General features: G+C 31.4%; 12 protein-coding genes. 2 read left to right on the plus strand and 10 right to left on the minus strand.

Translation table 11 applies throughout. The features are described from left to right. Positions 1–67: 67 nt before the first annotated feature. Positions 68–2,863 (plus strand): excinuclease ABC subunit UvrA, encoded by a 2,796-nt coding sequence (gene uvrA / locus HY951_17030; GenBank protein MBI5541767.1) that lies wholly within the window; start codon positions 68–70, stop codon positions 2,861–2,863. Between the two features lie 106 nt (positions 2,864–2,969). Here uvrA and HY951_17035 read toward each other — a convergent pair whose 3' ends face one another. Continuing rightward, positions 2,970–3,431 carry a hypothetical protein gene (locus HY951_17035; protein ID MBI5541768.1) on the minus strand — a complete coding sequence of 154 codons (462 nt, stop codon included), beginning with the start codon at positions 3,429–3,431 and terminating at the stop codon, positions 2,970–2,972. Between the two features lie 9 nt (positions 3,432–3,440). Further along, the gene (locus tag HY951_17040) at positions 3,441–4,346 is read right to left on the minus strand and encodes a hypothetical protein (GenBank protein MBI5541769.1); all 906 of its coding nucleotides are present in this window, start codon (positions 4,344–4,346) and stop codon (positions 3,441–3,443) included. 160 nt (positions 4,347–4,506) lie between these two features. Between HY951_17040 and HY951_17045 the strand changes: the two genes are divergently transcribed. Then, the gene (locus HY951_17045) at positions 4,507–5,004 is read left to right on the plus strand and encodes a hypothetical protein (GenBank protein ID MBI5541770.1); all 498 of its coding nucleotides are present in this window, start codon (positions 4,507–4,509) and stop codon (positions 5,002–5,004) included. Here HY951_17045 and HY951_17050 read toward each other — a convergent pair. The 8 genes from HY951_17050 to HY951_17085 all read right to left on the minus strand — a co-directional run bounded on the left by HY951_17050 (position 4,994) and on the right by HY951_17085 (position 13,624). Further along, positions 4,994–5,674 (minus strand): YggS family pyridoxal phosphate-dependent enzyme, encoded by a 681-nt coding sequence (locus HY951_17050; protein MBI5541771.1) that lies wholly within the window; start codon positions 5,672–5,674, stop codon positions 4,994–4,996. The two genes, HY951_17045 and HY951_17050, sit on opposite strands and share 11 nt — an antisense overlap. Positions 5,675–5,832: 158 nt before the next feature. Then, positions 5,833–7,080, minus strand: a complete 1,248-nt coding sequence (locus HY951_17055; protein MBI5541772.1) for a DUF1015 domain-containing protein — start codon at positions 7,078–7,080, stop codon at positions 5,833–5,835. Positions 7,081–7,125: 45 nt separating this feature from the next. Then, entirely contained in the window at positions 7,126–7,500 is a 375-nt protein-coding gene (locus tag HY951_17060) for a GxxExxY protein (GenBank protein MBI5541773.1), read from the minus strand. Positions 7,501–7,547: 47 nt separating this feature from the next. Next, positions 7,548–8,468: a 3-phosphoglycerate dehydrogenase gene (locus HY951_17065; GenBank protein MBI5541774.1), complete on the minus strand. Its 921-nt coding sequence runs from the start codon at positions 8,466–8,468 to the stop codon at positions 7,548–7,550. A gap of 37 nt (positions 8,469–8,505) precedes the next feature. After that, positions 8,506–9,573, minus strand: coding sequence for a 3-phosphoserine/phosphohydroxythreonine transaminase (serC, locus tag HY951_17070; protein ID MBI5541775.1), 1,068 nt, complete (start codon positions 9,571–9,573; stop codon positions 8,506–8,508). Between the two features lie 139 nt (positions 9,574–9,712). Beyond that, positions 9,713–10,432 (minus strand): 2-phosphosulfolactate phosphatase, encoded by a 720-nt coding sequence (locus HY951_17075; GenBank protein MBI5541776.1) that lies wholly within the window; start codon positions 10,430–10,432, stop codon positions 9,713–9,715. 62 nt (positions 10,433–10,494) lie between these two features. After that, positions 10,495–11,583, minus strand: a complete 1,089-nt coding sequence (gene gcvT / locus HY951_17080; protein ID MBI5541777.1) for a glycine cleavage system aminomethyltransferase GcvT — start codon at positions 11,581–11,583, stop codon at positions 10,495–10,497. 67 nt (positions 11,584–11,650) lie between these two features. Beyond that, positions 11,651–13,624 (minus strand): PD40 domain-containing protein, encoded by a 1,974-nt coding sequence (locus HY951_17085; protein ID MBI5541778.1) that lies wholly within the window; start codon positions 13,622–13,624, stop codon positions 11,651–11,653.

Genomic DNA, 13,624 nt, shown 5'->3' on the forward strand with positions numbered 1-13,624 from the left:
ATAATTTAAGAAAGATTGGTTTTTCTTAAAATTATTTAAAATTAACTTTTCATTTTTAACAACAATTATGCCTAAGAATAAAATATCTGACGAAAAGTTTATTGAAATAATAAAAGCACGTGAGCACAACTTAAAGAATATAAGCACTAACATTCCTAGAGATAAATTTGTAGTTATTACAGGATTATCTGGTTCCGGAAAATCTTCTTTAGCTTTTGACACCTTATACGCAGAAGGGCAACGACGATATGTTGAAAGCCTTTCATCATATGCGCGACAATTTCTTGGAAAAATTTCAAAACCTGACGTAGATAATATTAATGGAATTCCTCCGGCTATTGCAATAGAGCAAAAAGTAAATACACATAATCCACGATCTACAGTAGGAACTTCTACAGAAATATACGAATACATTAAACTTTTTTTTGCAAGAATAGGAAAAACTTACTCACCCATATCAGGAAAAATTGTAAAGAAACATGCCACTGCTGATGTTATCGATTTTCTGACTTCTCAAAAAACCGGAACTAAAGCAATGCTGTTAATTCCTTCTTTTAACAAAGCAACTTTTAAACCCAAAGAATACCTGGGCACTCTTCTTCAACAAGGATACTCGAGAGTTGAAATAAAAAACAAGATTGAAAAAATTGAAAATATAATTGACTTAAAAGATCTTAGTTTCGAAAAATTTAAACTTGTAATTGACCGTTTTGAAATTAACAACGAAGAAGAATTAATTAATAGAATAGCTGATTCTGTTGAGACTGCCTTTTTTGAAGGCAACGGAACCTGTATAATTAAATTAGACGAAAATTCAAAAGAATATCAATTTTCAAATAAATTTGAATCGGATGGAATGCTTTTCGAAGAACCTTCTGTTCACATGTTCAGCTTTAATAGTCCCGCCGGTGCATGTCCAACTTGCGATGGGTTTGGTCAGACAATTGGGATTGATGAAGATTTGGTTATTCCTAACAAATCACTCTCAATTTATGAAGATGCTGTTTTCTGCTGGAAAGGTGAAGTAATGAGCGAATGGAAAAATAAATTAATTTATAGTGCAGATAAATTCGGATTCCCAATTCACAAACCATTTTACGAATTAACCACCGACCAACAGAAACTACTATGGGAAGGAAATAAATACTTTAATGGCATTAATGATTTCTTTAAATTCTTAGAAGAAAATCTATATAAAATTCAATATAGGGTAATGCTTGCCAGATACAGGGGAAAAACTCTTTGTCCTGACTGCAAAGGCTCGCGCTTGAAAAAAGAAGCTTCATATGTTAAAATTAATGGAAAAGCAATTTCTGAGATATCTGTAATGACAGTTACCCAACTAAGCCAGTTTTTTCAAAACATAAAACTTTCAGAAGAAGAAAATAAAATTGCGAGCAGATTGTTATTAGAAGTTCAATCAAGACTTAATTATTTAGAAAATGTTGGTCTTGGATATTTAACATTAAACAGAAACTCAGCTTCCCTTTCTGGTGGAGAATCGCAAAGAATAAATCTATCAACTTCTCTTGGCAGCAGTTTAATTGGTTCTTTATATATTCTTGATGAGCCAAGTATAGGACTGCATCCCTTAGATAATTTAAAGTTGATTTCAGTTTTAAAAAATCTTAGAGATATTGGCAACACTGTTGTGGTTGTTGAACATGATGAAGAAGTAATGAAATCTGCAGACTATATTATTGACATGGGACCAGGCGCAGGATCTCTTGGGGGTGAAATAGTTTTTGAAGGCAATTATGAAGAGTTGCTTAAAAGCAAAGAAAGCCTAACTGCAGATTATATAACAAATAGAAAAAGTATTTCTGTTCCAAGAATAAGAAAAAAATGGAATAACTTTATTGAGATAAATGGAGCACGTGAAAACAACTTGAAAAATATTAATGTAAAATTCCCATTAAATAACTTTACAGTCATTACAGGCGTAAGCGGATCAGGAAAATCAACATTAGTAAAGAAAATTCTTTTCCCAGCTCTTAAAAAATACTATGGAAACGGACTTACAGAAAAAACAGGTTCTTTTGATAGTTTAAAAGGTGATCTGAATTTAATAAAAGATATTGAACTTATTGATCAGAATCCTATCGGAAAATCATCTAGATCAAATCCTGTAACATATATCAAAGCATACGACGAAATAAGAAGTCTTTTTTCTAATCAGCAATTATCAAAATTAAACGGCTTTAAACCTTCGCATTTCTCATTTAATGTTGATGGTGGCAGATGCGACGAATGTCAAGGTGAAGGCTCAATAAAAGTAGAGATGCAGTTTATGGCAGACGTTAATCTAGTTTGCGAAAGTTGCGGAGGAAAAAGATTTAAACCAGAAATTCTGGAGGTTGAATATAACGGGAAAAACATTCATGATATTTTAGACTTAACAGTTGATGACGCGATTGAATTCTTTAATAAAAAGAAAGGTCTTACTGAATCAAAAATATCTGAAAAACTTGAAGTTTTAAAAAATGTTGGGCTTGGATACGTTAAACTTGGACAATCATCGAGTACATTAAGTGGTGGTGAATCGCAAAGATTAAAGCTTGCAACTTTTTTAGGAAAATCAACATCTGCTCAAACCCTTTTTGTTTTTGATGAGCCAACAACAGGATTACATTTTCATGATATTAAAAAGCTGCTGGCTTCATTTGAAACACTCATTCAACAAGGAAACAGTGTTATAGTAATTGAACATAATTTAGATGTAATTAAGTGTGCCGACTGGATTATTGACTTAGGACCGGGAGGTGGTAACAGCGGTGGTGAAATTGTATTTTGCGGAACACCTGAAGATTTGGTTAGAAACAAAAAATCGTATACCGGACAATATTTAAAAGAAAAACTTTAGTAATTATTCGTCAATATTCGATCGGAGTTATAAACTCCGATCAGTAGTTCAAGAAAATAAAAAAAGCCGTTGCATTGCAACGGCTTTTCTTTAATACTTTATATTATTAGTCTTGTTTAAAAGAGTTTTCGATATTCATAAAACCAACTAGAACAGATACACAACCACTTAAAATCTGGTCGGAAAGTTCGTCAGAGGTTTGAACCTGAATAGAAATAATCAACTGTTTACTTGATTCTAATTTAAAATCGAAGCTTTTTGAAAATTGATGTTTTTTATTATCGTACAAAACATTTCTTTCAGCATCTAATACCTGAAATTGAATTGGAGGTAAGTTTTCATCACCACAAATTGTGATTCTGTATTCTTGTCCGGAATAGAATGTTTTATATAATTCAGCGGTTTCGCCTTCTGATAATACAGTTGCATTATAAATTCCATCATGTACATAAGGCAAAAGTTCAAGTTTGCAAATTTTCTTTGCAAAATTTTTGCATTGTGCGTCAGCTACATTTGGAAGCGCCGCAATCATTAGTGCAACAATAGATAAAATTAAAATTTTTCTCATGGCTTCCAATTATTTTATAATGTTTGACCTAATCTCTGTCACTGTTTTACAAATTTCAGCAAAAACTTCAGGAGAAACTTTTACTTCTGATTTTGAAGATATAATTGATTTTCCATCTTTTTCTACAACTTCCATTTTAGAAGAAGAAGTTTGAATTTTGTCAAAAATAGTTTTTAGCTTTTCCATTTCAGGAAGTACAGCCTGTATATTAGGATCAGTGTTATATTCACTCATTAAACTGATTAATGTATTTAATGATAAGCGCTGGTCAGCAATACGCTCAATAAGTTCTTTATTTGAAGCAGTGTTCTGAGCAACTTTACAACCAACATAAAGTCCTTCTAACCATCCACCTGCTAAAATAATAGCAGCAATTTCTGCACGGTCATTTTCTTTTAAGAAAGAATTCGAATTCATAAATGTTTCCGAAATAATTTCCATTAAAGAGTCGCGATTATTTATATTGGTTTCCATACGGGTAATAATGCTTTTATCAATCGCATTTAAAATACCTAAATCATCAGCTAATTTTTTTGTTGCTGATAAGTATTTAATTGAAGCCTGTGATTGATCAAACATACTAGCAAAACTTAAATCGGTGCTATATACACCCAAATTTAATGCCATGCTCTTGGTAGTAGTATAATTGCCTAAATTGGTTATCGGATTTAAATAATCCTGATTATACTTTGCACCTGCTCTTTTCATTAACATTGCAGTTTCTATTGGCGACGGTATGCCATAGATAACTTGTTTTGCTTTGTTAAATTCATCTGCATTGTTACCAGTTGCAACTGAATCTTCAATTTGGTCTTCAACATTCGCGTTATCGCCATTACATCCAACCATCATGATTGCTGCTGCGAATACGGAAAAAATTGTTAATTTGCTAATGTTTAATAATTTAACGTTCATACAGGTTCCTGTTTGTTTTATGTACAATATTAAGGATTATCGCAAAAATAACAAATTTTTTAGAAAAAATAATTTTAGAAATAAAATATCATCTATAAATTCACATAATTAATATTTTAAATTACTTTTGATTTCTAAATTAATTATTACACTAAGTGTTATGAATCACAAGATTAACTTACAAAGAAAATTATTTTCTACAAATGAAAAAGAAGTTATTGAAGTATTAAAAAATATTTCTGAAAAAGGTTATCCCGAAATTGTTACAGATTTAATTGGCTTGTATTCTTCTACAACATTTGAAAGTGTAAAAAGTAAGATCTATTATATTCTTTCTAATTTAAAAGACAAAAACTCTGTTAGTTATTTTATGGATGGTCTTAAATTACAAACTGATTCAGAAATCAGAAATCAATTAATATCAGCATGCTGGCAAAACGGTCTGGATTTTTCTGAACACCTCGAATATTTTATTGAAGTAATTTCAAAAGAAAATATGTTTAATTCAATTGAAGCCTTCTCTGTTATTGAAAGTAATTATACAAGTCTTGAAGAAAACAAACTTGCTGAATTAAGAAATCACTTGAAAGAAATAATAAAAACAACTTCTGAAGAAAATATGAAATTGCTCATTGAAGTTGAAAGTCTTATTTCTTAAGGTATTGCCTTTCTCCAAAAATAGAGCTACCTATTCTTACCATTGTACTCCCTTCTTCTATTGCAATTTTATAATCACCCGACATTCCCATAGAAATTTCACAAAAATCGGGATCAGTTATATAAAACGATGATTTTATATTATCAAAAATCGTTTTTAAAGATTTGAATTCTTTTCTGGTTAGTGACTCATCGTTTGAAAATGTTGCCATTCCCATTAATCCACGAATTTTAACAAAACTAAGATCCTGAAATTCAGAAGAATTCAACATCTCAATTAGTTCATCTTCATTAAAGCCAAACTTAGATTCCTCCTTTGCAATATACACTTGAAGTAAACATGAAATGATACGATTATTTTTTTCTGCTTCTTTATTAATTTCCTTCAATAATTTAAATGAATCTACAGATTGAATTAAAGTTACAAATGGGACTATATATTTAATCTTATTTGTTTGCAAGTGACCAATCATATGCCATTCTAATGGAAAATTAATTTCTGCGTGCTTTTTAGCCATTTCCTGCGCTCTGTTTTCACCAAAAATAAATTGACCGGTTTTATGTGCTTCAATAATATCTTCAGAAGGTCTGGTCTTAGAAACAACAACTAACTTTACATCAGCAGGAAGTGATTCTAGAATTCTATTAATATTTTCTTTGATAGCCGACATTATAAAATCCTGTTAATATTGAGCAAAGTTAGAATAAAATTAAAAGAATATTTATAGTAAAAGCGTGGACACTTTCTATATAATGAAATAACAATGTAGAGCAAACGATGACACTTGCTTTACATTGTTAAACAGTATTAGTTTTTAAAAAGTAAAATTTATTCTAATGAATGAACAACTAATCCGCTTCTTAGCTTAGGTTCAAACCATGTTGTTTTTGGAGGCATAATATTTCCTGAGTCGGCAATATCTAGCAATTGTTTCATACTAACCGGATAAAGTGAGAAAGCTACTTTCATATCACCACTATCAACACGTTTAACTAATTCTCCCAATCCACGAATTCCTCCAACAAAATCGATTCTTTTATCAGTACGTAAATCTTTTATTCCAAGAATTTCATCAAGAATTAATTTACTTAACACAGTAACATCAAGTACTTCAATCGGATCATTATCATTATAAGTTCCTGGTTTTGCAGTTAAGGAATACCATTTTTTATCTATATACATTCCAAAATTATGTAAATGAGTCGGTTTGCACAACTTACATTCCCATTCCTGAATTTCGAAATTCTTTTTAAGTTTTTCTATAAATTCAGATGTACTTAGTCCGTTAAGATCTTTTACTACTCTGTTGTAATCAATAATTGAAAGTTGATTATCAGGAAAATGAACTGCTAAGAAATAATTATATTCTTCGCTCCCATTATAATTAGGATTTTGCAAACGTTTTTCTTTTCCAACCAAAGCAGCTGCGGCAGTTCTATGGTGACCATCGGCTACGTATGTGGCAGGAATTTTTGCAAAAAGATCAATTAATGTTTTTATTGTTTTTTCGTCACGAATTACCCAAAAATGATGACCTACATTATCAGAAGTTGTAAAATCATATTCTGCTTTTTGATTTTTAACAATATTCTCAACTATCTCATCAATTTCTTTAACTGCACGATAAGAGAAGAATACAGGTTCCATGTTAGCATTTGTTACACGTACATGCTTCATTCTATCTTCTTCTTTATCTTTTCTGGTAAGCTCGTGCTTTTTAATAACGTTATTTAAATAATCATCAACACCTGCACAACCAACCAAACCATATTGAGTTCGGCCATTCATTGTTTGTGCATATATATATAGGTGTTCTTTTTCATCAACTTTTAACCAACCTTTTTCAATAAATAATTGAAAATTTGATTTAGCCTTGTTGTACACTTCTTCAGCATGCTCATCAATTCCTTCTGGCAAGTCAATTTCAGGTTTTGTAATTCTAAGTAACGAATACTGATTTCCACTTGCTTCAACTCTTGCCTCCTTTGAGTTTAACACATCATATGGACGGGCAGCCAAATCCTTAGCTATTTCTACAGTTGGACGAAGTCCTTTAAAAGCTTTTAATATTGCCATAACACTACATTTTTAAAATTACTGACACTAATTTCACCAAATTATTTATAAAACAACTCTTTTATATTCTAAAGATTCCTGACCAAAATTTATAATTAATCCAACCTTTAATTTTGACGCAGCAAGATAATTTAAGGTTTGACCAATATGTTCAGAAACAATTCCTTCACAACTTTTTACTTCAATTATTATTTTTTCGAATACAACAAAATCAGCATAATATTTATGCGGTAAAATTATGCTTTTGTAATTAACTAAAAACTCTTTTTCTCTTTCAAAGAAAATATTTTTTTGTTTAAATTCATATTCAAGGGCATCCTTGTATACAATTTCAGAAAAACCTTTTCCTAATTGCCTATGCACTTCCATGCATTCTCCAATAATTTCATAAACTTCTTGTTTGAAAATTAATTCTGGCATTTGTTATGAATAATTAGTGCAATTCGTGTCTAAATAAATTTAGAGTCTTACTTATTAACCTGAAAAGTTTTATCTCCCGACTTTAAATAACCTACTATTTGTTTTGCAGCTGCTATACCTGCATTAATATTGGCTTCTGAAGTTTCTGCACCTTGTTTTTTTGGTGTTGAATAATAACGATGCTCAAATGCTAACAAATCTGCATGACAAGCTGGAGCAATATCAGAAATATATTTAAAATCTTCGCGAGCAGCAAAAATACGTTTTAATGAATCTTCGCAAACTACTTCTTTTCTTGCAGTATTTACAAGAGTTCCACCTTTTGGCATTTTTGATAACAAATCGAAATTTATTGAGTTCTTTGTCTTATCATTTGCAGGAATATGCAATGAAATATAATGACAGGTTGAATAAAGTTCTTCAACAGAACCAACAACTTTCACTCCGTCTTTTTCAATTTGTTCTTTTGCTACAAAAGGATCGAAAGCAAAAACATTCATTCCAAAACCTTTTGCAATTGTAGCTACACCCTTACCAACATAGCCGTATGCATGAATTCCGATATTTTTACCTTTAAGCTCAGTACCTGAAATTCCTTTATAATTTCCACGAGCCATAAAAACCATCATACCAATTGCTAATTCAGCAACTGCATTAGAATTCTGCCCCGGAGTATTCATAACAACAACCCCTTTTGCAGTAGCAGCAGCTAAATCTACATTATCATAACCTGCACCTGCACGAACAACAATTTTCAAATTCTTTCCTGCTTCAATTACTTCTTTTGTTGCCTTATCGCTTCTAACAATTAAAGCATCAACATCTGCAACAGCTTTTAAAAGATCGTTGTTATCAGTATATTTTTCAAGTAAAACCAATTCAAACCCTGCATCTTCAACTACTTTTCTTATTCCATCCACTGCAGCTTTTGCAAATGGTTTTTCGGTTGCAACTAATATTTTTGACATATCTAAAATTTAGGATTTAGGAATTTCGATTTAGGATTTAGTTCATTTTTTCAAATTCCTGCATACAATTTACTAATGCCTGAACAGATTCAATTGGTAAAGCATTATATGTTGAAGCTCTGAAGCCACCTACCAAACGGTGTCCTTTTAAGCCAACCATTCCTTTACCTTTTGCAAATTCCATAAATGCATCACTCTTATCTGCATATTGTTCGGCCATTACAAAACAAATATTCATTAATGAACGTGAATCTTTTTCAGCTGTTCCAACAAACATTTTGTTTCTGTCTATTTCATTATAAAGTAATGTTGCTTTTGCAATATTCATTTCCTGAATTTTCTTAACTCCACCGATACTCTTTAACCATTTTAAAGTTTCTTTAACTGTAAATATAGGTAATACAGGAGGTGTATTAAACATTGATCCTTCTTTAATATGAGTGCGGTAATCCAACATAGTTGGTAATATTCTTGATACTTTTCCAAGTATATCTTCACGAACAATAACAACAGTTACACCAGCTGGTCCGATATTTTTTTGAGCACCACCATAAATTAATGCATATTTACTTACATCAACAGGGCGACTTAAAAAATCAGATGACATATCGGCAACTAAATTTACCGGACAATCATAGTCTGTATGAATTTCAGTTCCGTATATTGTGTTATTTGTTGTGATATGGAAATAATCTACATCTTTAGGAATTTCATAACCTTTTGGAATATATGTAAAATTTTTGTCGACAGAAGAACCTAAAATCTGAACCTCGCCAAAAAGTTTTGCTTCTTTAATAGCTTTTTTAGCCCAAACTCCTGTTTCTAAATAAGCAGCTTTTTTCTCTAATAAATTGAATGGCACCATTGCAAATTGTGTACTTGCGCCACCACCAAGGAAAAGAACTTTGTAACCGGCAGGAATATTATATAATTCTGTAAATAATGCTACAGCTTCATCAAGAACTGCTTCAAAATCTTTAGTTCTGTGAGAAATTTCAAGAATTGACATTCCAATTCCGTTGAAATCTAAAATTGCTTTTGCGGTATTTTCAATTGCTATTCTTGGAAGAATTGCTGGTCCGGCATTAAAATTATGTTTTTCCATTTTTATTAAGAATTTACTAATTAGTATTTTTAATTAAAATTCAGTTTAAAATTTAAGGGTGCAATTTTGCAATTTCTTTTCAATTTACGAAGAAAATTGTCATGCTCTTTAATAGATTTACAATTGTTTAATGACATATCTATTTTGCAAGGTAGTCTGTAATAACCTCGTTCTTACACATAGGTAATACTTTTACAACATCAAGGGTATGACAATATTCAACTATTTCATCTGAAACAATTCCGCGTAAACGATGACGATGTGCTGCCTTTTCTATATAAGTCATTATATCATCTTTAGCAATATTCCACAAATCAATTGAGGCATAAGAAGAATCGCATATAGTTGAAAACTTACCAGACTCTATTAATTTTGTAGCAATAGCTCCTGCACAAAGAGTATCTTCAATATTAAATTTCTTTTTCCAGCCCGAACAGAAAATTACCACATCGGAATTATCAGAAATTAAAAACCTTACAACTTCTGACAAATTAATAAACGCTCCGATTATTACATGCTTTGAATCTTTTGCCATGTTTATTGCCTGAGTTCCGTTGGTTGTGCTGTAAGCGATAGTTTTTCCCTTTACTCTTTCGGGAGTAAAAAGATTTGGCGAATTACCAAAATCTGCAAAATCCAGAACTATTCCATCTCTTTCGGCAGCTAAAATATAACCGGCCTCTTTCATTTTTTTTGCATCCTCGACTGTACCTACCGGAATAATTTTATCGGCACCTGCCGCAAAAGCTGCACAAATTGAAGTTGTAGCACGCATTATATCAATAACTACAACATTTGCCTGGGTATTATGATATAAATTATATAAAGCCGGAGTAAAACAGATTTCTATCTTTTTCATTTCATTAAAAAATAATTAATGCAAAGATATAAAAACAAAAAAGAGGCTTATGCCTCTTTTTTTTAATTTTTATAAATCGGTAGTTTCACCACTTTTGCTTTAAGCAGTTTATCGCGAACTTTTACAAATATCTCTGAGTCAACTTTTGAGAATTCAGATTTCACATAGCCCATACCGATTCCGATTTTCATCATTGGTGATTGTGTGCCTGATGTTACATGTCCGATTTTATTTCCTGCAACATCACAAATTTCGTACTCGTGACGAGGAATACCACGGTCAATCATTTCAAAACCTACTAATTTTGTAGGAGTACCATTTTTCTTTTGTTCCAAGAAAATATCTTTATTTACAAAATTCTTAGTATCAGTGAACTTTGTTATCCATCCCAAACCAGCCTGAATTGGTGAAGTTGTATCATCAATATCATTTCCATATAAGCAGAAACCCATTTCTAAACGTAAGGTATCGCGTGCTGCTAAACCAATGGGTTTAATACCAAATTCTTTTCCTGCTTCAAAAACAGCATCCCATACTTTTTCGGCATCTGCGTTTGCAAAATAAATTTCGCATCCTCCTGCTCCGGTATATCCTGTTGTAGAGAAAATAACATCTTTAACACCTGCAAAATCTAATTTCTTAAAAGTATAATACTCCATATCTGTAACGGTAGTATTTGTTAATTTTTGCATTGCTTTTAATGCGAGCGGTCCCTGAACTGCAAGTTGTGAAACCTCATCGGATGCATTATATAACACAGCACCCATATCGTTCTGAGAATTTATCCAGTTCCAGTCTTTCTCGATATTTGATGCATTAACAACTAACAAATAAGTTTCTGCATTAACACGGTATACTAATAAGTCATCAACTATTCCACCTTTTCCATTAGGAAAACATGAATACTGAACTTTACCATCTACCAAAACTGATGCATCATTTGATGTTACTTTTTGAATTAAATCTAATGCTTTTGGACCTTTAACCCAAAACTCGCCCATATGCGAAACATCAAAAACCCCAACACCTGTTCTAACTGTAAAATGTTCTTCTATATCGCCGGTATATTTTAACGGCATATAAAAACCAACAAAAGGAACCATTTTAGCTCCAAGTTTTTCATGAATGTGCGAAAAAGCTGTACGTTTCATTATATAATTTTTTTAGGTTAACAAAAATAATTTTTTCTATACTATTAATTAGTGATAAAAAGCACATTTATTTACTTAGTATTTTAAATTCAACGCGTCTGTTTTGCTTTTTACCTTCTTCGGTATCATTTGAGGCTATTGGTTGTGAAAAAGCATATCCTTTATACTCCAAACGATTTTCGGCAATTCCTTTATTAATTAAAAACTCGACTACAGATTTTGCTCTTGCAGTTGATAATCTTGTATTTGTTTCAAGCGAACTCTGATTATCTGTATGTCCTGATATTTCGATACGTATATTCGGGTTTTCAACTAGCAGGTTATATAAATTCCCAAGTTCTGTAATAGACTCATCTTTTATTCTATCACTGGCATAATCAAAAAACATATTTCTTAATATAATTTTAGAGCCAACAGAAAAATTCTCAAGTTTAATATTTAATGTAACCTCAGAAAAAGCTGCTGATTCGGAAATATCAAAATTTTCAGAATGAAACAAATATCCTTTTGCCTTAACAGAGATACCATAATTTTTTCCTGAAGGTAAAGATATAAGATATTCACCGGTTGCTGAATTTGAAGTAAATATTGCTACAAGTTCATTTTTACTGTTATCTGTTATTTCAATCTCTGCTTCTATTGCAGAACCAGTATAAGCATCTTTTATAACTCCCATAACAATAGTCACAGTAGCAATGCCCATTGGAGATTCTACTTCAGTATAATCTATAAGATAAATATCTTTATCGCCCATACCTTCGGATCTTACTGATGAGAAGTATCCATGCATACCGCTTGCAGACATTGTAAAATATATATCGTCATCCGGAGTATTTATCGGATAACCTATATTTACAGGTTCACTCCAGATTCCATCAGGTTGTAAAACTGAATAAAAGATATCATACCCACCCATTGTTTTATGACCCTTTGAAGAGAAATAAAGTGTTTTGTTATCAGGGTGAATAAAAACTCCTTCTTCGTCAAATTGTGTATTAATAACATTGCTTAACTTTTCCACATTGTCCCACTTACCTTTACTATCCTTTGTTGATCGATAAATGTCGCGACCTGTATTTTTATCCCTATCACTAACAAAGTATATAGTATTACCATCTGATGAAATACTGGCTGACGATTCTTTAAATTCTGAATTAATTGGCTTTGGTAAGGCATGAAGATCGCTCCATTTCTCTCCTTTAAGTTTACATGTATATAAATCGCCTCCATTATCACCCTTATAAATATATAGCTCTTGTCCGTCAGGAGATAAACCTACTGTAGCTTCATGATTCTGAGTATTAATAGGTGTTCCTATATTTTCAGGAGTTGACCAGCCTGCATCAGTATTTTTGCTAAAGTAAACATCTTCAAAGAAGTTTAAGTCATTTTCATCTCGTTGCCCACCAGTAGTATTTGCACGTCGTGAAGTAAAAATCATAAGCTTTTCATCAGCAGAAATAAGTGGGCAATAATCTGGGAACTGCGAATTAACAAGATTAAGATTAATAATCTTACCTTTTACAACTGTATTAGCGAGAATAAAACCGTTTTTACATTCTTCTATTCTTTTGTTAACATTACTCTCAATTTCAGCTTTTTTTGCCTCATTTTTATTTACATTTTTATGAATAATAAATTCTTCAATTGCTTCGTCAAAACGCAATGAATTTTGTAATGCAAGACCTAATTGAAAATGAATATCGTCTGCAACTGTTTTATCAAGACTAAAAGCTTTTTGAAGAAAAGCAAAAGCTTTATCTTTTTGAATTGAATTTAAATAACAAACTCCAATTTTATAATTAAGCAATGCATTTTCCGGGTTAAATGCATTTGCTTTTAAGTAATGTTCAAGTGCAATACTATAACAACATTTACGATCTACAAATAATTCATTTCCTTCTAAAATACTTCTAAGTGCTGTTTTAAGTCCTTTAGTATCTTTTGAAAAATTATTTTTGGTAAACTCAACATTGGTCTGAGCAAACAAATTTATTGCAAAAAAACAAATTATTAATATTATGCAAAAGTGTTTTAACAT

The sequence above is a fragment of the Bacteroidia bacterium genome (genome assembly GCA_016218155.1).
Classification (GTDB): Bacteria; Bacteroidota; Bacteroidia; order Bacteroidales; family GWA2-32-17; genus GWA2-32-17.